Origin of the sequence: Microbacterium sp. NPDC079356 (assembly GCF_049545465.1) — a bacterium.
Lineage (GTDB): Bacteria > Actinomycetota > Actinomycetes > Actinomycetales > Microbacteriaceae > Microbacterium > Microbacterium gawkjiense.
The window spans coordinates 222,319-244,153 of record NZ_JBMWDN010000003.1 but is presented as its reverse complement, the minus strand read 5'-3'; the positions used below and the strand labels follow the sequence as shown (position 1 = coordinate 244,153).

The window sequence follows — 21,835 nt, the reverse complement described above, 5'->3', positions numbered from 1 at the left end:
GCGCCGCCATCACGCCTGCGCCGCGGCGAGGATATCCCGGACGCCGGCGTCCACCGCCGCCAGCCGGGCCGCCGCATCCTCCGCCGAGTCGCCGCGGACGTCGAGGTAGGCCTTGAGCTTCGGTTCGGTCCCGCTCGGGCGCACGATGACCCGCGATCCGTCGGTCAGCCACACCCGCAGCACGTCGCCGCGCGGCGAGCTCTCGGGAGCGGTGAGCAGGTCCTCGATGCGCTCGACGGCGACCGTACCGACGGATGCCGGGGGCGCCGCGCGCAGCGCGCTCATGATGCGCCCGATCACCGACACATCGTCGACGCGGAGGGACACCTGCCCGCTCGCGAAGTGCCCGAAGGTCGCGGCCGACTCGTCGAGCAGGTCGCCGAGCGTCCGGCCCTCCTCGCGCGCCTCGGCGACGAGGCCCAGCACGGCGACGGCGGCCGAGATGCCGTCCTTGTCGCGCACGGTGTCGGGGTTCACGAGGTAGCCGAGCGCCTCCTCGAACCCGTAGACGAGGCCGGGGGCGCGCGAGATCCACTTGAAGCCGGTCAGCGTGGCGGCGAAGTCGAGTCCGTAGTGCTCGGCGATCGCCTGAAGGCCGGGCGACGAGACGATCGAGCACGCGAGGGTGCCCGCCGTCGCGGTGCGTGCGGCGCGCCAGCCGAGGAGCAGCCCGACCTCGTTGCCGGTGAGCCGGCGCCAGCCGCCGGGGGCTGCGGCATCCGGGATCGCGACGGCGAGCCGGTCGGCGTCGGGATCATTGGCGAGGATCAGCTCCGCGCCGGCGGCGCGGGCGGCCTCGAACGAGAGGTCCATCGCGCCGGGCTCTTCCGGGTTGGGGAAGGCGACCGTCGGGAACCGACCGTCGGGCTCGATCTGGGCGTCGACCACCGTCGGCGCCGGGTACCCCGCGGTCTCGAGGATGCGCGAGAGGGTCTCATGGCCCACGCCGTGCATCGCGGTGTAGACCCAGTTCAAGCCGGCCGCACCGGCCGGGGCGGGGGCGACGAGCGCCGTGGCGCGCACGTAGGCGTCCACGACGTCCTCGCCGGCGGTCTCGTAGTCCGCCGAGCGGGGGATCGCGTCGAGGTCCGCCCGGGCGGCGACCTCGTCGATATGCGCCGCGATCTCGGCATCCGCCGGTGAGACGATCTGTGCGCCGTCATCGGCACCGCCGAGGTACACCTTGTAGCCGTTGTCGTCCGGCGGGTTGTGGGATGCCGTCACCATGACCCCGGCGGAGGCGCCCAGGTGCCGGACGGCGAACGCGAGCACCGGGGTCGGCAGCAGGCGGGGGAGGAGGATGGCGCGCAGGCCCGCGCCGGCGAAGATCTCCGCGCTGTCACGGGCGAACACGTCGGAGTTGCGACGACCGTCGTAGCCGACGACGACCGACGGTATCTCGTCGGTCGCGCGCTCGTGCAGGTACGCGGCGAACCCGGCGGCCGCCTGTCTGACCAAGACGCGGTTCATGCGGTTCGACCCGGCGCCCAGGGCCCCGCGCAGCCCCGCAGTCCCGAAGGCCAGCCGCGTGTCGAACCGGTCGTGCAGGTCGTCGAGCGCCGCCGCGTCACCGGCCTCGGCCCGCTCGATCAGCGCCCGCAGCTCATCGCTCGTCTGCGGGTCGGGGTCCTGCGCGAGCCACCCGCGGGCGACGTCGAGGACGCCCTCGCTCACAGGACGCCGATCACGCGGGCGAGCAGGTCGGAGATGACCGGCTCGGCCTCGCGGCCCGCCTCGATGACCTCCTGGTGGCTCAGCGGGGTGGTCTGGATGCCGGCGGCGAGGTTCGTGATGAGCGAGAAGCCCAGGATCTCCATGCCCGCCTGGCGCGCGGCGATCGCCTCGAGGGCCGTCGACATGCCGACGATGTGCCCGCCGATCGCCTTCGCCATCTGCACCTCGGCGGGCGTCTCGTAGTGCGGTCCGCGGAACTGGCAGTACACGCCTTCGTCGAGCGACGGGTCGACGGTGCGGGCGAGGTCGCGCAAGCGCCGCGAGTAGAGGTCGGTGAGGTCGATGAAGGTCGCGCCCTCGAGGGGGGAGTCGGCCGTCAGGTTGATGTGGTCGCTGATGAGCACGGGCTGCCCCGGCGTCCACGACGTCTTGATGCCGCCCGCGCCGTTGGTGAGGACCATCGTCTTCGCGCCGGTCGCGGCGGCCGTGCGCACACTGTGCACGACACGACGCACGCCGTGCCCCTCGTAGTAGTGCGTGCGCGCGCCGATCACGAGCACGCGCTTGCCGTCCGGGGTGAGGATGCTGCGGATCGATCCGACGTGCCCTTCGAGGGCGGGCTTGCTGAACCCGGTGACATCGGTCGCGGCCAGGGTCGCCGTGGTCTCACCGATCAGCTCGGCGGCCTTGCCCCAGCCGCTCCCGAGCGTCAGGGCGACGTCGTGGTGGTCGACGCCGGTGAGGCGGGCGATGTCGTCGGCGGCGGTCCGTGCGACCTCGAACGGGTCGGCGGTGGGGTCGTCGAGCGGGTGGGTCTCCTCGTGCATGCTCCCACTCTAGGAACCCGGGGACGGCTCGGCCACACGCCGCGCATCGCGTCGCGGCGCACGGGGACCCCGCGGGCTGGAAGAATGGTGGGCATGTCTGTGAGCTTCGAGACCACCCAGAGCGTCGCGATCATCGGCGGCGGCCCCGGCGGATACGAGGCGGCTCTCGCAGCGGCCCAGCTGGGCGCCGAGGTGACGCTCGTCGAGCGCGCGGGCATCGGGGGATCCGCGGTCATCACGGATGTCGTCCCCTCCAAGACCCTCATCGCCACCGCCGACGCCGCCGTCGCCATCCGCGGCGCCTCCGATCTCGGGGTGCAGCTGTTCGCCCGGGGCGACAGCGGCAAGCCGCTCAAGCCCGAGATCGCCATCAACCTCGGGGCGGTCAACAAGCGGCTCCTGTCCCTGGCGCGCCAGCAGTCCGACGATCAGCGCGCGCAGCTGGTGGATGCCGGGGTCCGCATCATCTCCGGCCACGGCCGCCTCGACGGGACGCACGCCGTCGTCGTCTCGACCGGCCCCGGCGGCACCGACTTCGACCGGATCGAAGCCGACACGCTCGTGGTCTCGGTGGGCGCCTCGCCGCGCGAGCTCGACAGCGCGAAGCCCGACGGGGAGCGCATCCTGACCTGGACGCAGCTCTACAACATGTCGTCGCTGCCCGAGCACCTGATCGTCGTGGGATCCGGCGTCACCGGCGCGGAGTTCGCCGGCGCCTACATGAACCTCGGATCGAAGGTGACGCTGATCTCGAGCCGCGACCAGGTCCTCCCCGGTGAGGACTCCGATGCGGCGGCCGTCATCGAGAAGGTCTTCACCCGCGGCGGCATGGAGGTGCTGTCGAAGTCCCGCGCCGAGAAGGTGGAGCGCACGAAGGACGGCGTGGTCGCAACGCTGTCCGACGGTCGCACCGTCGAGGGCAGCCACTGCCTCATGGCCGTCGGATCCATCCCGAACACCGCCGGTATCGGACTGGAGGATGCCGGGGTCCAGCTCACCGGCTCGGGTCACATCCAGGTCAACCGCGTCGCGCGTACGTCGGTGCCGAACATCTACGCCGCCGGCGACTGCACGACGTTCCTCCCGCTCGCCTCGGTCGCCGCCATGCAGGGGCGCATGGCGGTCTTCCACGCGCTCGGCGACACCGTCATCCCGCTCGAGAAGCACCGCGTCACGGCGAACATCTTCACGGCGCCCGAGATCGCGACCGTCGGACGCCAGGAGCGCGACATCGAGTCCGGCGCGATCAACGGCACGGTCCACAAGCTCCCGCTGGCCGCCAACGCGCGCGCGAAGATGATGGGCGTCAAGGACGGGTTCGTGAAGATCATCGCCCGAGAGGGGTCGGGCACCGTCATCGGCGGCGTCATCGTCGCCCCGCGCGCCTCCGAGCTGATCTACCCGATCGCCATCGCCGTCGAGCGGCGCCTCACGGTCGATCAGCTCTCCCGCGTGTTCGCCGTGTTCCCGTCGCTCGCGGGCAGCATCACCGACGCGACCCGCGCGATGCACCAGGTCGCCCGGGACGAGGACACCTACAGCTGATCCGCGCGCCTCAGCCGACGGCGATCGCGGTCACATACAGGTAGGTCGGCACCGGCGCGGTCCCCGACGCCGAGACGGCCCACGCCGACGCGCCATCGAACGGGATGCGGTGCGGCTCGGTGTCGCAGACGATCTGATTCGTGATCGTCGACTGCCCGCCGTCCGCGGTCATCACGTTCACCGTGACGTCGGCGGTCACGTCGTCGCCGCCGCACGCAGAGTCCTCATGCCCACACCCTAGGGGGCGCTCCGTTTCGCCCGACAGGATCAGGAGATCGTGAGCAGCTGATGCCCTGCCGACACGGTCGTGCCGGCCTGCGCGTTGATCGCGCCGACCACGCCGTCCTTGTGCGCCTGAATGGGCTGCTCCATCTTCATCGCCTCGAGGACGACGACGAGGTCGCCCTTGACGACCTGCTGCCCCTCCTCGACGGCGATCTTGACGACGGTGGCCTGCATGGGCGACGCGACGGCGTCGCCGCTCGCGCCCGAGACGGTACCCGCGGCGTGCGAACGACGCGACGGGGGCACGGCGACGGGGCGTCCGACGGCGGCGGGTGCGTGGGTCAGGCGGTCCGGCAGGCTCACCTCGAGGCGCTTGCCCGACACCTCCACGACGACGGTGTGGCGGCCCTCGGGTTCGGCGGCGGGACCCGCCTCGCCGTCCCATGCGGGGATGTCATTGTGGAACTCGGTCTCGATCCAGCGGGTGAAGACGCCGAACGTGCCGTCCTCGGCCGTGAAGGCGGGGTCGCGGACGACCTTCCGGTGGAAGGGCAGCACCGTCGGCATCCCGGCCACCTCGAACTCGTCGAGGGCGCGGCGCGACCGCTCGAGGGCCTCTTCGCGCGTGCGTCCCGTGACGATGAGCTTGCCCAGGAGCGAGTCGAAGGCGCCCGAGACGCTGTCGCCGGCGGTGACACCGGAGTCCAGGCGCACGCCCGGTCCGCCGAAGGTCTTGAACACGTGGATGTCGCCGGGGGCGGGCAGGAAGCCGCGCCCCGGGTCCTCGCCGTTGATGCGGAACTCGAACGAGTGGCCGACCGGCTCGGGGTCGGCGTAGTCGAGCGTGCCGCCCTCGGCGATGCGGAACTGCTCGCGGACGAGGTCGATGCCGGTGACCTCCTCCGAGACCGGGTGCTCGACCTGCAGACGGGTGTTCACCTCGAGGAACGAGATCGTCCCGTCGGCGCCGATGAGGAACTCGCACGTGCCGGCCCCGACGTAGCCGACCTCCGTGAGGATGGCCTTCGACGCGGCGTACAGGATCTCGTTCTGCCCGGCGGTGAGGAACGGCGCGGGAGCCTCTTCGACGAGCTTCTGGTGCCGGCGCTGCAGCGAGCAGTCGCGGGTCGAGACCACGACGACGTTGCCCGCGGCATCCGCGAGGCACTGCGTCTCGACGTGGCGCGGCTTGTCGAGGTACTTCTCGACGAAGCACTCGCCGCGACCGAACGCCGCGATGGCCTCGCGGGTCGCCGATTCGAAGAGCTCCTCGACCTCGTCGAACTCGCGCGCGACCTTGAGGCCGCGTCCGCCGCCGCCGTACGCGGCCTTGATCGCGATGGGCAGGCCGAACTCGCGCGCGAAGGCGACAACCTCGTCGGCGCCCTCGACCGGCCCCGGCGTGCCCGGGGCGAGCGGTGCGCCGACCTTCTCGGCGACGTGACGGGCGGTGACCTTGTCTCCGAGCGCCTCGATGGCCTCGGGGGAGGGGCCGATCCAGACGAGCCCCGCGCCGATCACGGCGCGGGCGAAGTCGGCGTTCTCGGCGAGGAAGCCGTAGCCCGGGTGGACGGCGTCGGCGCCCGAGCGGCGCGCGACCGAGAGTATCTTCTCGATGGAGAGGTAGGTGTCGGCGCTCGTCGAGCCGCCGAGGCCGTACGCCTCATCAGCGAGCCGCGCGTGCATCGCATCGCGGTCCTGGTCGGCGTAGACCGCCACCGACGACTTCCCCGAGTCGCGTGCGGCGCGGATGATGCGCACCGCGATCTCGCCTCGGTTGGCGATCAGCACTTTCGAGATTCCGGTGGTCACGCTCTCAGGCATGGCTTCGAGCCTACCCACGAGTGTGGCCGCTCCTTTGGATCACTCGCACAAGATCATCGGGGTTTCGTGTCGCGGATCCCACTAAGCGGATGCCGCGCCGCCGCCGCCCGCGGAGTTCCACAGCGTCGTCCACTCGACCCCGAGCTCGCGGACGAGTCGGCGCAGGGTCGACAACGACATCCCGACCACCGTCGACGGATCGCCGTCGACCCGCTCGATGAACGCGCCGCCGAGGCTGTCGACGGTGAAGGCGCCCGCCACCAGGAGGGGCTCACCGGTCGCCACGTACGCGTCGATCTCGGCATCCGTCACATCCGCCGCGAAGGTCACGGATGCGGCGGCCACCGCATGGGCCTCGACGGGGTCTGCGCCGGGGCGGACCAGGAACACGCTGTGCCCCGAGTGGAGGACGCCGGTGCGGCCCCGCATGGACTGCCACCGGGCGCGCGCCGCCTCGGGCGTGTAGGGCTTGCCGAGGATCTCGCCGTCGAGCTCGAACATCGAGTCACCGCCGACGACGAGGCCCTCGAAACCTTCCGCGGCGACGGTCGCCGCGACGTCGGCCGCCTTGCGTCGAGCGAGGAGGAGCACGTGTTCCTCCGGCGGCAGGGTGCGGGCCTGCGCCGCCTCGACCGCCGCGATCACGGCCTCCTCGTCGACCCGCGGTGAGCGGGTGGTCGGCTCGATGCCGACCTGGCGCAGCAGCATCAGACGGGCGGGGGACGTGGAGGCGAGGCACACGCGCATACCGACCACGGTAGCCGCGCGGGCGGGAGTCGATGACGGTCCGCGGCGACCCGGTGTGACAGCATCGGAGCATGCAACCGGGAGACCTCCTCGACCTCGAGATCACCGCCGTCGCGCACGGCGGTGTGTTCGTCGCCCGGCACGAGAACCGTGTCGTGTTCGTCTCGGACGCGATCCCCGGCGAGCGGGTGCGCGTCGCCCTCACCGACACGCGCAAGGCGTCGTTCTGGCGGGGCGACACGGTGGAGGTGTTGGATGCCTCGCCCCACCGCCGTCCGCATGTGTGGGCGCCCGCCGATGTCAGCATGCCTCCCGACGCCCGGCCCGGCGGTGCGGACTTCGGTCACATCGCCCTCGCCCATCAGCGCGAACTGAAGGCGGATGTGCTTCGCGACGCGCTGTCCCGCTTCGCCGGGTCCACCGCTCCCGTCACGATCGAGCCGCCCCTCCCGCAGATGCGCGGCGACCGTCTCGTCGAGGAATCCGCCGACGGCACGGGATGGCGCACCCGGGTCAGCCTGCACGTCGACGACGAGGGACGCATCGGCCCGTTCGCGGCCCGCAGCCACCGCGTCATCCCCGTCGACGACCTGCCCCTCGCGACCGCGGGCATCGCACGCGCGGCGAGCCGTCGGCGCGGCGGCTCCGCCGGCCGCCTCGACCTCGTGCAGCCCGGCGACGGACGCGTGCGCGTCATCCCGCGTGCCGAGCCCGGCCGTTCCCGGCGCCCGGCGCCGGTCGACCCCGCGGCCCGGGAGGTCGTGGTCGAGACCGTCGGCGACCGGGAGTTCCGCGTCGATGCGGGCGGCTTCTGGCAGGTCCACCGCCTCGCCGCCGGCACCCTGCACGACGCGGTCGCCGACGCCGTCGCGGCTGCCGTCGACCCCGACGGATGGCACCTCGATCTCTACGGCGGGGTCGGGCTGCTCGCCGCATCCGTCGCCGGTGTCGGCGGTCCCGCCACCCGGATCACCTCGGTGGAGTCCGACGCCCGCGCGACCGAGCACGCGGGGGAGAACCTCGCCGCGTGGATCGGAGCCCGCGCGGAGACCGGCCGGGTCGACCGGTGGCTCGGAAACCTCGTCCAGACGGCCACCCCCGCGCAGCGCGCCCGGCTCGCGCGCGGCACCGTGGTCCTCGACCCGCCCCGCGCCGGCGCCGGACGCGACGTCGTCGAGCAGCTCGTCGACCTCTCACCGGCGCGCATCGTCTACGTCGCGTGCGACCCCGTCGCCCTCGCCCGCGACCTCGGCACCTTCGCCGCGCACGGATACACGACGCCCGCGGTGCGGGCCTTCGACCTCTTCCCGCACTCGCACCACGTCGAGGCGATCACCGTGTTGACGCGGTGACGGCTAGGGTGAGCGCATGATCCGCGTCGCCTTGATCGACGACCACGAATCCGTGCGTCTCGGCCTCGAGGCCGCGTGCAGCCGCACGGACCACCTGCGCGTCGTCTTCTCGGGGGAGAGCGTGGCCGCCTACCTCGATCGGCGGACGCTCACGCAGGAGAACCCCGCGGACGTCGTCGTCCTCGACCTCATGCTCGGGGACGGGGCCACCGTGACCGAGAACGTGACCCGCCTCGTCCACGACGGCTCGCCGGTCATCATCCACAGCGTGGCCGATCGCCCGGCCGCCGTCCGCGAGGCGCTGGTCGCGGGGGCTGCGGGCGTGGTGAGCAAGGCGTCGCGCATCGACGACGTCATCGCGGCGATCGACACGGTCGCCCGCGGTCATGCGCTCGACAACGTCGAGTGGGCGTCCGCCGTCGACGGCGACCGGGCCTTCGCCGACGCGCAGCTCTCCTCGCGCGAGCGCGACGTGCTGCGTCTGTACGCCGCCGGCCTGCCCCTCAAAACGGTCGCCGAGCGACTCGGGGTGGCCTACTCGACGGCGAAGGAGAACATCACCCGCGTCCGCGTGAAGTACGTGGAGGTCGGTCGGCCCGCCCCCACGAAGGTGGACCTGCTGCGGCGCGCGATGGAGGACGGCCTGGTCGCGGAGGAACCCGGTGGCAGCTGAGGTCGCACCGGCGGGAACGCTGACGATCCCGCCCGACTCGACCTTCTTCTCCCGCGAGAGGGTCGAGCGCATCCTCGCGCTCGTCGTCTCGGTGGGATGCGCCATCCTGGGCTTCCAGTCCCTGTTCCACGCGATCGGTTCCACGCAGGAGACGCCGACGTGGAACCTCGTGCTCAGCGTCGTCACCTTCGGCCCGCTGGCGCTCATGATCGCCGCCGGCGTCGCCGGACGCTTCTACCGGGCGCCCGCCGCCGTCTTCGCGATCGTGTTCCCGCTCGTCCTGGTCGTCTGGCCGCTCGCGACCGCGGGGCGAGAGGGCGGCGCGGCGGCGGAGCCCTGGATCTGGTACCTCCTCAACGTCGCGACGGTGGCGACCGCCCTCGTCTTCCCGCTGCGGTTGCAGTACGTGTGGTGCGGCCTCGTCCCGGTCCTCTACGGGGTCGTCCGACTGATCCAGATCGGTGTGGACGGCGCGAGCGTCATCCTCGTCTCGCGTCAGGTGGTCTACGCGATCATCCTCGCCGTCGTCATGATCATGATCGGGTGGATGCTGCGCCTGCTCGCCGAGCGCCTCGATCGCACCCGCGAGGAGGCGGTCCGTTCGTACGCGGCGGCGGCCGCCGCCGACGCGGTGGAGCAGGAGCGGATCTCCGTCGCCGCCCTCATGCACGACAGCGTGCTCGCCGCGCTCATCGCCGCCGAGCGCGCCTCGACGCCGCGCGAGCGCGATCTCGCCGTGGGCATGGCACGTGACGCGCTCACCCGCCTCGCCAACGCCGACCGGGAAGCCGAGGAGGGCCCGGACGAGCCGGTCGACCCGGCGTTCATCGTCGACGGGTTGCGCCGGGCGGCCGCGGAACACGATCTCGACCTCGACCTGCGCGTCACCGTCGATCCGCGGGCTCCGCGGCTTCCGGGACGGGTCGCACGCGCCCTCGTCCTCGCTGCCGATCAGGCGATCGTCAACGCCGTCGAACACGCCGACGCGGTCGGACTGCACGTCGACGTGAGCGCCGACGACCGTCGGGTCATCGTCCGGGTCGTCGACGCGGGCACGGGCTTCGACGTCCAAGCCGTCCCCGAGGACCGCCTGGGCATCAGCGGCTCGATCGTCGCCCGCACCGCGGCGGTGGGCGGGCAGGCGCTCGTGCGCAGCTCGCGCCGGGGCACCGTGGCAGAACTGCGCTGGGAGTACCCGCGATGAACGTGCGCGTCCAGACGGGACTCTCGATCGTCGCGGTCGTCTTCACCGCCTACCTCGCCGTCGGCGGACTCGTGTGGACCGCGCCGGTGGCGCAGCCGGCGCTGTTCATCGCCGCCCTGTCGCTGTACCTCGTCACCACCTGGCTCTGCGTGTTCTGGGGCTTCACGCCGCGGTCGGCTCCGACGGCGACGGTTCCGGACGCGGCGGACACGGACGGACTGCCGCGCGGTGCCTCGCTGCCGCTGTGGCTGTGCCTGCTGGTCCTCGGCACGGCGGTCGTCGTGCCGTTCGCGACCTGGGCGGCGGTCGGCGAGGATCTCCGTCGCGCGACCTTCGCCACGTGGAGCCTCGGCGGCATCGGGGCGCTCCTGACGATCGTCGTCGTCCGTCGCCGACCGCTCGTGGCGTGGATCGGTGTGGTCCTGCTCGGGGTGTCGTCGTCGTTCTGGATCGGCATCCTCGATTCCCTCGCCCTCGGACTCGTCGGCGCCGCCGTCTGGGTCGTCGCCGCGCAGCTCCTGACGCGTCTGGTCGACCGGGCGGCCGTCGACACGGCGGAACTCACCGGCATCCAGCGCCGCTCCTTCGAGTGGCTCGCGAGCCAGGAGGGCCGTCGCCGGGAGCGTCGCGTCCGCGTGCAGCAGGCACTCGCGGTCGCCGGCCCCATCCTCATCCGCACGATCGAGTCCGACGGCGACCTCGAGCCCGACGAGCGCGAGCGGGCGCGGCTGGCGGAGGGATCCCTGCGCGACGAGCTGCGCGGGCCGCGCCTGCTCGACGAGGCCGTGCGTGCGCGGCTGCAGGAGGCGCGGCTGCGCGGCAGCACCGTCACCGTCCTCGATGAGGGGGGATTGGATGCCGCCGGCCCGGCCGCGCTCGACCGCATCCGGGCCGAGCTCGCCGACGCCCTCCGCGGCGCCTCGTCGGAGCGGATCTACATCCGCACGTCGCCGCACCCTCGCGTCGCGGTCACGGTCGTGGGCCGGTCCCGCCGACGCGACGACCCGGACGGCGACGAGGTCGTCGACCTCTGGCACGAGATCGCCCATCCGCGCCCGGTGGTAGATCGCCCGGCGTCCTGACGGCACCGCGCCGAGAGGACGCGCCGAAAAGAAGAGGCGAGGGGCGGCGAAGCCGCCCGCCCCTCGCCATGCGAGTGGTTACCCGAAAACCGACCCGCACATGTCGATCCGCGCTCTGAGGGATACGAATCGACAGAACGCAGAAGCGTTCCAGCGCTATTAGTCTCTCTGATCGCGAAAAGCGTGTCTGTAGGTACTTTGGGGGACAAATCGGGCGTCAGCCCGCCCACCGGCCCCACGGCACGTCGCGACGCAGATCGTTCCCGACGCCGCGGGCCGAGATCCGCCACGCCGACACGGTCGGCTCGTCCGCGACCGCGGTGCTCGCCTCCTGGGCCAGCGACTCGCTGACGACGGCGATCACCGCGGCGATCTCCTCGGGAGTCGCCGAACCGCGCCGCACCTGGAGGTGCGTCGCATCCGGGCGTGCGTCGTCCGACTCGCTCACAGCGGAATGTTCCCGTGCTTCTTGGCCGGCTGGCTCGCCCGCTTGCCGCGGAGGGCGCGCAGCGCCTTCGCGACGGCGACGCGGGTCTGCGCCGGCTCGATGATCCCGTCGAGCTCACCGCGTTCGGCGGCGAGGAAGGGGGAGGCGACGTTGTACGTGTACTCGTTGGCGAGGCGGGTGCGCACGGCGGCGACGTCCTCGCCGGCTTCCTCGGCGCGCTTGATCTCGCCGCGGTACAGGATGTTGACCGCACCCTGACCGCCCATGACGGCGATCTCGGCGGTCGGCCACGCGAGGTTGATGTCGGCGCCGAGCTGCTTGGAGCCCATCACGATGTACGCGCCGCCGTAGGCCTTGCGGAGGATCACGGTGACGAGCGGGACGGTCGCCTCCGCATAGGCGTAGAGCAGCTTCGCGCCGCGACGGATGACGCCGGTCCACTCCTGGTCGGTGCCGGGGAGGTAGCCGGGGACGTCGACGAGGGTGAGGATCGGGATCGAGAACGCGTCGCAGAACCGGACGAACCTGCTCGCCTTCTCGCCCGCGTCGATGTTGAGCGTTCCCGCCATCTGCGACGGCTGGTTCGCGATGATGCCGACCGTCCGCCCCTCGATGCGACCGAAGCCGATGACGATGTTCGGTGCGAACAGCGGCTGGACCTCGAGGAAGTCGCCCGCGTCGACGATGTGCGAGATGACCTCGTGGATGTCGTAGGGCTGGTTGGGGGAGTCCGGGATGACCGTGTTGAGGACGCGATCGGAGTCGGTCGTCTCGAACTCGAAGCCGGACTCGTACCCCGGGGCATCCGACATGTTGTTGTCGGGCAGGAAGCTGATGAGGGTGCGCGCGTAGTCGATCGCGTCGTCCTCGTCCTCGGCGAGGTAGTGCGCGACACCCGAGCGGGTGTTGTGGGTGTGCGCGCCGCCGAGTTCCTCCATGCCGACGTCCTCGCCGGTGACGGTCTTGATGACATCGGGGCCGGTGACGAACATCTGGCTCGTCTTGTCGACCATGATCACGAAGTCGGTGAGGGCGGGGGAGTAGACCGCGCCGCCGGCGGCGGGTCCCATGATCAGCGAGATCTGCGGGATGACGCCCGATGCCGCGGTGTTCAGGCGGAAGATCTCGCCGTACTTGCCGAGCGCGACCACACCCTCCTGGATGCGCGCGCCGCCGGAGTCGAGGATGCCGATGATCGGGATGCCGCTGCGCAGCGCCAACTCCATGACCTTGATGATCTTCTCGCCGGCCACCTCGCCGAGCGATCCGCCGAAGGTCGTGAAGTCCTGCGAGTACACCGCGACCGTGCGGCCGTGGATCGTGCCGGTCCCCGTGACGACCGAATCGCCGTACGGGCGGGAGCGGTCCATGCCGAAGGCGGTCGTCCGGTGCCGGACGTACTCGTCGAGTTCGACGAAGGAGCCCGGGTCGACGAGCAGTTCGATCCGCTGGCGGGCGGTGAGCTTCCCCTTCGCGCCCTGCTTGGCGCGGGCGGTCTCCTCGGCGGAGACGACGGCTTCTTCGTAGCGGGCACGGAGGTCGGCGATCTTGCCGGCGGTCGTGAAGAGGTCGGGCTGATCGGTCACGCGTTCCACCCTAGCGAGCGCGGTCCCGGCGGCGTTGGATACCGGCGACAATCGCCGCGCGGATCCGCTGTGGCATCCCTCAGGATGTCGGCTGTCAAGCCGCCCGGCGCTCGACGCGGCCGCGTCTAGGGTGGGCGGCATGTCGATCCCCGAGAACGGTTATCCCCGCGCCGCCGCGGTCAGCCCCCGCCTCCACGTCGCCCCGAGCGTCGACTCGACCAACAAGAAGCTCCTGAAGGACGCCTTCGACGACCCCGACGGTCATCCGCACCTCTCTGCCGTGGTGACCCGCGACCAGACGGCCGGCCGCGGTCGCCTCGACCGCACGTGGGTCACGCCGCCGGATTCCGCGCTCGCGGTGTCGGTCCTGCTGCGGGTCGAGGCGGTCCCCGTCGCGCAGCGGGGGTGGATCCCCCTCATCGCGGGCGCGGCGATGACCGCGGCCGTCCGGGCGCAGCTGGAGGACCGCGAGGTCGGACTCAAGTGGCCGAACGACGTCCTCGTCGGGGGCCTCAAGATCTGCGGCATCCTCGCCGAGGTCATGCCCGGCGATCCGCACGCCGTCGTGGTGGGAGCGGGCGTCAACACCCGGATGACCGCCGCGGAACTGCCGGTGCCGACCGCCACCTCGTTCGCGGCGCTCGGCCGCACCGCCGACGAGGATCAGCTGCTCGCGGACTACCTCACGAGACTCCGCGACGGGATCGCCGATCTGGCTGTGGGCGGCACCGCCGCGGGCCTTGCGACGACCGCGGTCCGCGACGCGTGCACGACTGTCGGCAGCGACGTCTCCGTCTCCCTTCCCGACGGTTCCTCCCTCATCGGTAGGGCGACCGGAATCGACGATGAGGGGCGGCTGGTGGTCGACGCCGCGGGCGTCGCGCACGTCGTGTCCGCCGGCGACGTCGTGCACGTCCGGTGACGGTGGGCGCGTCGGCGCACCCGGCATCCGTCGTCGCGCCATGATGGTCCCGTGAGCCAGCCGACCGCGTATCCGGGTCGTCCGCGGACGCCCGCTCCGGGTGCCGCCGCACCCGAGCTCGTGATCGCGCGCTTCCGCCGGCACGGACGCCGACTGCTGTGGCCTGCGATCGTGCTCATCGCCGTGGCGGGGACGACGGGCTACGTCAGCGGCAACCTCCCGTCGCCGTGGGAGGACTGGATGCTGTGGGCCGCCGCCGGGCTCGTGGTGCTGCTGCTCGCAGCCGTGCCCTATCTGCGGTGGTTGTCGCACACCTACACCGTGACCACGCGGCGCGTCATCGAGCGGACGGGTCTCGTCCAGCGTCGCCGCGTCGACATCCCGCACGCCCGCGGCTACACCATTTCCGAACGGCGGGGTCCGGTGCAGCGGCTGTGGGGGAGCGGCACCCTGATCCTCGCCAACGGGGTCGACGAACCGGTACGGCTCGTCGATGTCCCCTCGGTCCGTCTCGTGCACGAGACGCTGTCGGACCAGGTCGAAGTCAGCCAGATCCTCGCCCACCGCGACTCGCACAGCGTCCCGGTCATCGCGACGGACGACTGAGCGTCTGCGGGCGCCCGCCCGGATGCGCGAGAATGTCGGGGTCGGGAGGAGACGCATGGCACTGCAGGTCGGAATCGTCGGAGGCGGTCAGCTCGCGCGGATGATGATCGCGCCCGCTGTGGAACTGGGACTCGGCGTCCGGGTCCTCGCGGAGGAGCCCGGGATGTCCGCCGGTCTCGCGGCGACCGCGGTCGGCGACTACCGCGACCTCGACACCGTCCTCGCGTTCGCGAAGGACGTCGATGTCATCACCTTCGACCACGAGCACGTCCCGCAGGACGTGCTGCGCGGCCTCGTGGACGCCGGTGTCGCCGTACACCCCGGTCCCGACGCGCTCGCCTACGCGCAGGACAAGATCGACATGCGCACGAAGCTCGCCGAGCTCGGTCTGCCGCAGCCCGACTGGGCTGCCGTGACGGATGCCGCGGCCCTCGACGCCTTCATCGCCGACCACGGCGGCCGCGCCGTTGTGAAGACGCCGCGCGGCGGATACGACGGCAAGGGTGTGCGCGTCGTCTCCTCCTCCGCCGAGGCCGCCGACTGGCTCGACCGCCTGGCGGACGGAGCGGCGCTGCTCGCCGAGGAACTCGTCCCCTTCACCCGTGAGCTCGCCCAGCAGGTCGCCCGCCGTCCCTCGGGCGAACTCCTCGTCTACCCGGTCGTCGAGACGGTGCAGCAGGGCGGCGTGTGCGCCGAGGCGATCGCGCCGGCACCGCACTCCGCCGGCCGCCTCGCGGACGTCGCCGCCGAGATCGGCGAGGCGATCGCGACGGGCCTGGGGGTGACGGGCATGCTCGCCGTCGAACTGTTCCAGACCGGCGACGAGCGGCTGCTCGTGAACGAGCTCGCCATGCGTCCGCACAACAGCGGGCACTGGACCCAGGACGGCTCCATCACGAGCCAGTTCGAGCAGCACCTGCGCGCCGTCCTCGACCTGCCGCTGGGCGACACCGCGATGCGCGCACCGCACGCCGTCATGGTCAACATCCTCGGCGGCCCGGCCGAGGGGACCCTCGGTGAGCGGCTCCCCGACGCGCTCGCCGCGCACCCCTCGGCGAAGGTCCACACGTACGGGAAGGACCCCCGCCCCGGGCGCAAAGTCGGGCACGTCAACGTGGCCGGGGACGACCTCGACACGGTCGTCTACGAAGCGCGCGCGGCGGCGGCGTTCTTCCTCGATTGACCCGTGCCGTTCCGGAGTTCTCCAGGCTCGCGCGCCTAGCCTTGATCGGGTGAACAGCCCCCTGCACTCATCGACCGCTCCGCTCATCGGCGTCGTGATGGGATCCGATTCGGACTGGCGTGTGATGTCCGACGCGTCGCAGGCGCTGACCGACTTCGGCATCCCTCACGAGGTCGAGGTGGTGTCCGCCCACCGCACGCCCGACAAGCTGCTGCGCTACGGCCGTGAGGCGCGTGGGCGGGGCCTGCGCGCGATCATCGCCGGTGCCGGCGGCGCGGCGCACCTGCCGGGCATGCTCGCCTCGGTCACGACGCTCCCGGTCATCGGCGTTCCGGTGCAGCTCTCCACCCTCGACGGCCTCGACTCCCTGCTGAGCATCGTGCAGATGCCCGCCGGCATCCCCGTCGCGACGGTCTCGATCAACGGGGCGAAGAACGCGGGCCTGCTCGCCGTGCGCCTGCTCGGCTCGGCCGATCCCGAGGTCGCCGACCGCGTCGCCGCCTACGCCGCCGACCTCGAAGTGCAGGTCGAGGAGAAGAACCGCCGCCTGAAGGACTCCCTGTGAGCCTCCGCCCGGTGGGGGAGCTCCGGTGAGCGTCCTGAGCCCGCCGCGGGCGACCTCGTCGCCCGGCCGTGCTCTCGTCGAGGAGCGCCCGCTCCGCAACCCCGATGCCTCGGCCCCCGGCATGATGTCGCGGCGCGCGTGGTGGCTCGTGACATCCAACTTCCTCCTTCCCGGGTCCGCGCAGATCCTCGCGGGTGGTCGACGTCTGGGCCGCGTCGGCCTCATCTCGACGATCGTGATGTGGGTGTTCCTCTTCACGACGGTGTTCCTGGCGCTGATGTGGCGCTCGATGCTGACGACCCTCGTCGCATCGTGGTGGACGCTGACCCTCGCGCAGGTGCTGCTCTGGGCGTACGCCGCGCTGTGGGTGGTGCTGACGATCGACACGCTCCGGCTCGCTCGGCTGCGGCGCGTGCCCGGACGCACCCGCGCCGCCGTGTCGATCGTCGCGCTGGTCCTCGCGCTCGTCCCCGCCTCGGCGGCCGCGTACACGGCCCAGTCGGTCGTCGCGCCGCTGCGCTCCGGGCTGTCGATCTTCGCCTCCGGCCCGAGCGTGCCCCCGTCGGACGGCTACTACAACTTCCTCCTGCTCGGCGCCGACAGCGGGCAGGGACGCGACTCCATGCGCTTCGACAGCATCTCGGTGGTGTCGGTGAACGCGGACTCCGGCGCGGTGACGATCTTCGGCATCCCGCGCGACCTCCGTCACGTCCCCTTCTCGGACGGGCCGATGCGCGACCTGTACCCCGACGGGTTCGAGGGCCACACCTCGTCGACGTGCGGGTGGTCGTCGGGCATCAACCAACTGATGAACGCCGTCGAGGTGTGCCGCGAGGATCGCGGGGCGAGCCTCTACCCCGACGCCGCCGCGCAGAATTCGACACCGGCCGTCGAAGCGACGAAGGACGCCGCGGAGGGGATCCTCGGCATCGAGATCCCGTACCACGTCTTCATCGACATGCACGGGTTCGCCGACCTCGTCGACGCGCTCGGCGGCGTGAAGATCACGGTCAAGGAACGCCTCCCCGAAGGCCCCGGCCCGCGCTTCGAGGGTCAGCCCGCCGAGGAATGGGCGACCGGATGGATCGAGAAGGGCACCCAGGTCATGGACGGCGAGACCGCGCAGTGGTACGCGCGATCGCGGTACACGACCAGCGACTGGGACCGGATGCGGCGCCAGCGGGAGCTCCAGACCGCGATCCTCGCCCAGGCGACCCCGTCGACGGTCGCGACCCGCTTCAGCGAGGTCGTGGCGGCGGGCAAGAACCTCGTGCAGACCGACATCCCGGACTCCCTGCTCCCCTTCCTCGTCGATCTCGGCGTGAAGGCGAAGGACCAGGAGGTCCAGGACCTCGAGCTGACGCCGAAGGGGGTCGGCATCGATCCGGAGGACCCCACCGCCGAGGACTGGGCGAAGATCCGCGGCGAGGTCCAGGCGCTCCTGCATCCGCCGACGCCGACACCGACGACCGCGCCGTGAGCGAACAGGGGGAGTGCCGATGACGACCACACTGCGGGTCGTGTTCGACCCGTCCGCTCCCGGGACCGGGCCCGACCTCGCGACTGCCGCCCGGGAGCTGGCCGCCGCGCTGGTCACGACGGCGCCCACCGGATGCGAGGTGCGCGCAATCGTCCCCAGCGACGCGGGGGACGACACCCTGGCCGCGCAGGGCGTGGCGGCCGCCGATCGCCTGCCCGTCGGCTCCGCGGCCGCCGCGGCCCTGTGGCGGCGCGGACTCCGCGCGGGCGCCGGCGACGGCCTCATCCACTCGGCGACGCTCGCGGCGCCGCTCGTGCGGCACGACCGCGTCCATGACCACGACCAGACGGTCGTGACCCTGTGGGACGTCCGTCCGTGGGATCACCCCGACGAGGTGTCGCGGACGGATGCCGCCTGGGCCCGCGCCATGCTGCGCCGGGCCGTCCGTCACGCCGACGCCGTCGTGGTGCCGACGCACGAGCTCGCCCACCGGGTCGCCGAGCTGGCGCCCCTCGGGGACCGGATCCGGGTGATCGCCGGGGCTCCCGAGAGCGCCCTCCGCGTCCCCAGCGACGAGATCGGGCGTCGGCGCGACCTCGGCCTGCCCGAGGGATACGTCCTGCTGTCGGGGTCGTCGGCGGCATCCGACCGCCTGCGCACCGGTTTCGAGGCCGTCGCGACCTCCGGACGGGACACGGCCGTCGTCGTAATCGACGCGCCCGACGGTCAGGAACCCGCGATAGCCGAGCTCGCCGCCGCGGCGGGCCTGCCCGAGCGACGGGTGCACGTGCGCGGTCACCTCGAGGCGCCCGATCGCGCCGCGGTCCTCGCCGGCGCCGTGGCCCTCCTCGCGCCGTCGGACAGCACCGCCTTCCCCTGGCGGACGCTGGATGCGCTCCGGCTGGGGGTGCCCATCGTGGCCGCCGACAGCGCGACCCACCGCGAACTCCTGCTGGACGGAGCGACCTTCGCGCCGGGCGACGCCGAATCGCTGGGGGACGAGCTCGCCGCGACGCTGGCGTCGACCTCCGCGGTGGAACGACTCGCCGTCCTGTCCGCCGATCGTGGGCGGGCGTTCAGTTGGGCGGGCGCGGCGGAGCGCGTCTGGCAGCTCCACGCCGAGCTCTGAGGTCGTCCGAACGCCGGGCGTCGGCGTGTCGCACAACAGATATCCAGCCCCGACTGGTAACAGGACGTGACTTCAGTAACACTGTTCACATGCGCCTCTCAGTTTCCGTGCCCCGTCGACCCCTGCGGAGCCTCGCGATCCTGTTGGCGACCGTGCTGTCGTTGAGTGTCCTGATGGCCGTCGCGCCCGCGTCGACGGCGACCGCGGCGGACCCCCGCCTCCCGTCCACCATCGAGGACGGCGGGTTCATCATCAGCGACGCCGAGTACTTCAACGGCGGCTCGATGACTGCGGCTCAGGCGCAGACCTTCCTCGAAGCGCGGGTGCCGTCCTGCAAGGCCACGAGCGGACCGACCTGCCTGCGGAACTTCACCGCCGACATCCCCGCGAAGGCGAAGGATGCCTATTGCGCGGCCATCCCCAAGAAGACCAAGGTGCGCGCCGCCGAGATCATCGTGACCGTCGGGAAGGCCTGCGGCCTCAGCCCCAAGGTCATCCTCGTCATGCTCCAGAAGGAGCAGGGCCTGGTCACCTCCACGAAGCCGAGCGAGTGGAGCTATCGGGCGGCGATGGGCATGAACTGCCCCGACACGGCGCCGTGCAGCGCGGCATCCGCGGGGTTCTTCAACCAGGTCTATCTCGGCGCGCGGCAGCAGCAGGTGTACGCGAACAACCCCACGAAGTACGGGTACCGCAAGGGCCAGGTGGCCACGGTCAAGTGGCACCCCAACAGCGCCTGCGGGACGTCGAAGGTCCTCATCAAGAACCAGGCGACCGCCAACCTGTACATCTACACGCCGTACCGTCCGAATATGGCGGCCCTCGCAGCCGGCTACGCGACGGGCGACTCGTGCTCGAGCTACGGCAACCGGAACTTCTACAACTACTACGTCCAGTGGTTCGCCCCCGAGGTGAACCGCTGGGGATCCGGGGCGGCCGCCCGGGTGGACGCGTGCACGGCGCCGAAGACCGCTGACATCGTCCCGGCGTCTTCCGTGGCGACCGTCACGGCCGCCACGACGGCGCGCAAGGCTCCCAGCACGCTGTGTGCGGCGGGCTCGAGCAGCGTGGCGAAGTCCGCGAAGGTGACGGTAACCGGCACGTACGGGTCGTGGGCGCGGGCGACGGTCGGCTCGACGTCGATGTGGATCGCGAAGTCGGCGCTCTCGATCGCGAGCGGCACGCCGGCCGGCAACCCGTGCGCCGTGCCCGCGGAGTCGAGCGTCACGAAGGCCGGTGGGACGATCACCGTCGTCTCGGAGAACCTGCGAGCCCGCAAGGCTCCCTCGCTCGACTGCGCGACCGGCTTCCGCTGGATCACGGCCGGGCAGAAGTACGAGCGCACCGGGATCTACGGCGCGTGGTGGCGCATCCAAGTGGCGGGTTCGACGTACTGGTCGCACAGCGACTACATGACGGTCGAGGAGAAGCCGCCGGCCAAGACGATGTACCTCGCGACGACGACGAACATGACGCCGTCGGTCTCGTCGTCGACGATCCAGGCGACGCTGCGCAAGGGCACGACGGTGAAGGCGCTCTCGGTGTCCGGTGACCGGACCCAGATCACCGTGGGCGGCATGACGGGGTGGGTGTTCTCGTCGAAGCTGTCGGCGAAGAACCCCGGTGCCGTCGGCGGCCAGGACCGACAGGTCATCGCCTCGACGCCGCTGCGGGCGACGGCATCCGCCTCGGGAAAGGTGCTCTCGACGCTGAAGGCGGGCACGAAGGTCACGGTGCACGACACCTTCGGCGCTTGGCGCGCGGTGACGGCGGGTTCGACGAAGGGCTGGATGCGCGACGCCGAGCTGCAGGTGATCGCGAAGACGATGTATCTGTCGGCGCCCGACAACGTCGCGTCGTCGGCCACCTCGACCACGATCATGGCGACGCTGCGCAAGGGGACGGCCGTCACCGCGTCGACTGTGTCCGGGAATCGCACGCAGATCACGGTCGACGGGATCACCGGGTGGGTCACCACATCGAAGCTCGTCGCGAAGAACCCCGGCACCGTCGCGGGCCAGGATCGCCAGAGCATCGCATCGACTCCGCTGCGGGCGACGGCGTCGGCGTCGGGCAAGGTGCTCACGACGCTGAAGGCCGGCACGAAGGTCACGATCTACGACGGTTACGGGATCTGGCGCGCGGTCACCGCGGGGTCGACGAAGGGCTGGATGCGGGACTCCGAGCTGAAGGCGGTCTCGGCGCCTCCGGCGGCGAAGACGATGTATCTGGCGACGACGACGAACATGACGCCGTCGGTGTCGTCGGCGACGATTCAGGCGACGCTCCGCAAGGGCACGACGGTGAAGGCGCTCTCGGTCTCGGGGGACCGGACGCAGATCACGGTCGACGGGATGACCGGATGGGTGTTCACGTCGAAGCTGTCGACGAAGAACCCCGGTGCCATCGGCGGTCAGAACCGGCAGGTCATCGCGTCCACGCCGCTGCGCGCGACGGCATCCGCTTCGGGCAAGGTCCTCTCGACCCTGAAGGCCGGCACGAAGGTCACCGTGCACGACACGTTCGGGATCTGGCGCGCCGTCACCGCGGGGTCGACGAAGGGCTGGATGCGGGACTCCGAGCTGAAGGCGGTCTTGGCGCCTCCGGCGGCGAAGACGATGTATCTGGCGACGACGACGAACATGACACCGTCGGTGTCGTCGAAGGCGATTCAGGCGACGCTCCGCAAGGGCACGACGGTGAAGGCGCTCTCGGTCTCGGGGGACCGGACGCAGATCACGGTCGACGGGATGACCGGATGGG

General features: G+C 71.7%; 19 protein-coding genes. 12 read left to right on the top strand and 7 right to left on the bottom strand.

All coding sequences use genetic code 11. The features are described from left to right. Nucleotides 1-9: 9 nt before the first annotated feature. Both ACPEH0_RS09735 and ACPEH0_RS09730 read right to left on the bottom strand, forming a co-directional pair. Nucleotides 10-1,674 carry a phospho-sugar mutase gene (locus ACPEH0_RS09735; protein WP_423719452.1) on the bottom strand — a complete coding sequence of 555 codons (1,665 nt, stop codon included), beginning with the start codon at nt 1,672-1,674 and terminating at the stop codon, nt 10-12. Next, nucleotides 1,671-2,501, bottom strand: a complete 831-nt coding sequence (locus tag ACPEH0_RS09730; RefSeq protein ID WP_217531069.1) for a purine-nucleoside phosphorylase — start codon at nt 2,499-2,501, stop codon at nt 1,671-1,673. The genes ACPEH0_RS09735 and ACPEH0_RS09730 overlap by 4 nt, the downstream gene beginning before the upstream one ends. Nucleotides 2,502-2,585: 84 nt before the next feature. Here ACPEH0_RS09730 and ACPEH0_RS09725 point away from each other — a divergent pair, with 84 nt between their 5' ends. Continuing rightward, a complete protein-coding gene (locus tag ACPEH0_RS09725) occupies nt 2,586-4,046 on the top strand; it encodes an NAD(P)H-quinone dehydrogenase (protein WP_423719451.1) in 1,461 nt (486 codons plus the stop codon). A gap of 10 nt (nt 4,047-4,056) precedes the next feature. Here the strand turns inward: ACPEH0_RS09725 and ACPEH0_RS09720 are convergent, their stop codons facing one another. From ACPEH0_RS09720 to ACPEH0_RS09710, 3 genes are all read right to left on the bottom strand, one after another. Next, a complete protein-coding gene (locus ACPEH0_RS09720; protein WP_366214057.1) occupies nt 4,057-4,245 on the bottom strand; it encodes a hypothetical protein in 189 nt (62 codons plus the stop codon). Between the two features lie 68 nt (nt 4,246-4,313). Then, nucleotides 4,314-6,095, bottom strand: a complete 1,782-nt coding sequence (locus ACPEH0_RS09715; RefSeq protein WP_366214058.1) for an acetyl/propionyl/methylcrotonyl-CoA carboxylase subunit alpha — start codon at nt 6,093-6,095, stop codon at nt 4,314-4,316. An 81-nt stretch (nt 6,096-6,176) separates the two neighbouring features. Next, complete coding sequence (locus ACPEH0_RS09710) at nt 6,177-6,842, bottom strand: Maf family protein (RefSeq protein WP_217531074.1); 666 nt, start codon at nt 6,840-6,842, stop codon at nt 6,177-6,179. A gap of 71 nt (nt 6,843-6,913) precedes the next feature. Between ACPEH0_RS09710 and ACPEH0_RS09705 the strand changes: the two genes are divergently transcribed. The 4 genes from ACPEH0_RS09705 to ACPEH0_RS09690 are packed head-to-tail and all read left to right on the top strand — an operon-like array spanning nt 6,914 to nt 11,153. Further along, nucleotides 6,914-8,194: a class I SAM-dependent RNA methyltransferase gene (locus ACPEH0_RS09705; RefSeq protein ID WP_366214059.1), complete on the top strand. Its 1,281-nt coding sequence runs from the start codon at nt 6,914-6,916 to the stop codon at nt 8,192-8,194. Between the two features lie 16 nt (nt 8,195-8,210). Further along, complete coding sequence (locus tag ACPEH0_RS09700; RefSeq protein WP_366214060.1) at nt 8,211-8,867, top strand: response regulator transcription factor; 657 nt, start codon at nt 8,211-8,213, stop codon at nt 8,865-8,867. After that, nucleotides 8,857-10,071, top strand: a complete 1,215-nt coding sequence (locus tag ACPEH0_RS09695) for a sensor histidine kinase (RefSeq protein WP_366214061.1) — start codon at nt 8,857-8,859, stop codon at nt 10,069-10,071. The genes ACPEH0_RS09700 and ACPEH0_RS09695 overlap by 11 nt, the downstream gene beginning before the upstream one ends. Continuing rightward, nucleotides 10,068-11,153: a hypothetical protein gene (locus ACPEH0_RS09690; protein WP_366214062.1), complete on the top strand. Its 1,086-nt coding sequence runs from the start codon at nt 10,068-10,070 to the stop codon at nt 11,151-11,153. The genes ACPEH0_RS09695 and ACPEH0_RS09690 overlap by 4 nt, the downstream gene beginning before the upstream one ends. A gap of 217 nt (nt 11,154-11,370) precedes the next feature. Here the strand turns inward: ACPEH0_RS09690 and ACPEH0_RS09685 are convergent, their stop codons facing one another. Then, a complete protein-coding gene (locus ACPEH0_RS09685; protein ID WP_253036102.1) occupies nt 11,371-11,601 on the bottom strand; it encodes an acyl-CoA carboxylase subunit epsilon in 231 nt (76 codons plus the stop codon). Continuing rightward, nucleotides 11,598-13,187 carry an acyl-CoA carboxylase subunit beta gene (locus ACPEH0_RS09680; protein ID WP_374209393.1) on the bottom strand — a complete coding sequence of 530 codons (1,590 nt, stop codon included), beginning with the start codon at nt 13,185-13,187 and terminating at the stop codon, nt 11,598-11,600. The genes ACPEH0_RS09685 and ACPEH0_RS09680 overlap by 4 nt, the downstream gene beginning before the upstream one ends. A gap of 139 nt (nt 13,188-13,326) precedes the next feature. Here ACPEH0_RS09680 and ACPEH0_RS09675 point away from each other — a divergent pair, with 139 nt between their 5' ends. The 7 genes from ACPEH0_RS09675 to ACPEH0_RS09645 form a co-directional block, all read left to right on the top strand. Next, nucleotides 13,327-14,109, top strand: a complete 783-nt coding sequence (locus ACPEH0_RS09675; RefSeq protein WP_217531080.1) for a biotin--[acetyl-CoA-carboxylase] ligase — start codon at nt 13,327-13,329, stop codon at nt 14,107-14,109. A gap of 51 nt (nt 14,110-14,160) precedes the next feature. Beyond that, entirely contained in the window at nt 14,161-14,715 is a 555-nt protein-coding gene (locus ACPEH0_RS09670; RefSeq protein WP_253036104.1) for a PH domain-containing protein, read from the top strand. A gap of 55 nt (nt 14,716-14,770) precedes the next feature. Further along, nucleotides 14,771-15,898 carry a 5-(carboxyamino)imidazole ribonucleotide synthase gene (locus tag ACPEH0_RS09665; protein WP_366214063.1) on the top strand — a complete coding sequence of 376 codons (1,128 nt, stop codon included), beginning with the start codon at nt 14,771-14,773 and terminating at the stop codon, nt 15,896-15,898. A gap of 97 nt (nt 15,899-15,995) precedes the next feature. Next, nucleotides 15,996-16,463 (top strand): 5-(carboxyamino)imidazole ribonucleotide mutase, encoded by a 468-nt coding sequence (gene purE / locus ACPEH0_RS09660; protein ID WP_253036107.1) that lies wholly within the window; start codon nt 15,996-15,998, stop codon nt 16,461-16,463. A gap of 25 nt (nt 16,464-16,488) precedes the next feature. After that, nucleotides 16,489-17,943, top strand: a complete 1,455-nt coding sequence (locus tag ACPEH0_RS09655) for an LCP family protein (RefSeq protein WP_366214064.1) — start codon at nt 16,489-16,491, stop codon at nt 17,941-17,943. Between the two features lie 19 nt (nt 17,944-17,962). Further along, nucleotides 17,963-19,072: a glycosyltransferase gene (locus ACPEH0_RS09650; protein ID WP_366214065.1), complete on the top strand. Its 1,110-nt coding sequence runs from the start codon at nt 17,963-17,965 to the stop codon at nt 19,070-19,072. A gap of 173 nt (nt 19,073-19,245) precedes the next feature. Beyond that, nucleotides 19,246-21,835, top strand: a 2,590-nt coding sequence (locus ACPEH0_RS09645) for an SH3 domain-containing protein (protein ID WP_423719450.1), incomplete at its 3' end; no start/stop codon positions are given.

Coding starts and splice junctions, on each gene's coding strand:
- ACPEH0_RS09665 (WP_366214063.1), top strand. CDS start 14,771: ATGGCACTGCAGGTCGGAATCGTCGGAGGCGGTCAGCTCGCGCGGATG.
- ACPEH0_RS09715 (WP_366214058.1), bottom strand. CDS start 6,095: ATGCCTGAGAGCGTGACCACCGGAATCTCGAAAGTGCTGATCGCCAAC.
- ACPEH0_RS09710 (WP_217531074.1), bottom strand. CDS start 6,842: ATGCGCGTGTGCCTCGCCTCCACGTCCCCCGCCCGTCTGATGCTGCTG.
- ACPEH0_RS09705 (WP_366214059.1), top strand. CDS start 6,914: ATGCAACCGGGAGACCTCCTCGACCTCGAGATCACCGCCGTCGCGCAC.
- ACPEH0_RS09700 (WP_366214060.1), top strand. CDS start 8,211: ATGATCCGCGTCGCCTTGATCGACGACCACGAATCCGTGCGTCTCGGC.
- ACPEH0_RS09690 (WP_366214062.1), top strand. CDS start 10,068: ATGAACGTGCGCGTCCAGACGGGACTCTCGATCGTCGCGGTCGTCTTC.
- purE (WP_253036107.1), top strand. CDS start 15,996: ATGGGATCCGATTCGGACTGGCGTGTGATGTCCGACGCGTCGCAGGCG.
- ACPEH0_RS09675 (WP_217531080.1), top strand. CDS start 13,327: ATGTCGATCCCCGAGAACGGTTATCCCCGCGCCGCCGCGGTCAGCCCC.
- ACPEH0_RS09650 (WP_366214065.1), top strand. CDS start 17,963: ATGACGACCACACTGCGGGTCGTGTTCGACCCGTCCGCTCCCGGGACC.
- ACPEH0_RS09730 (WP_217531069.1), bottom strand. CDS start 2,501: ATGCACGAGGAGACCCACCCGCTCGACGACCCCACCGCCGACCCGTTC.
- ACPEH0_RS09725 (WP_423719451.1), top strand. CDS start 2,586: ATGGTGGGCATGTCTGTGAGCTTCGAGACCACCCAGAGCGTCGCGATC.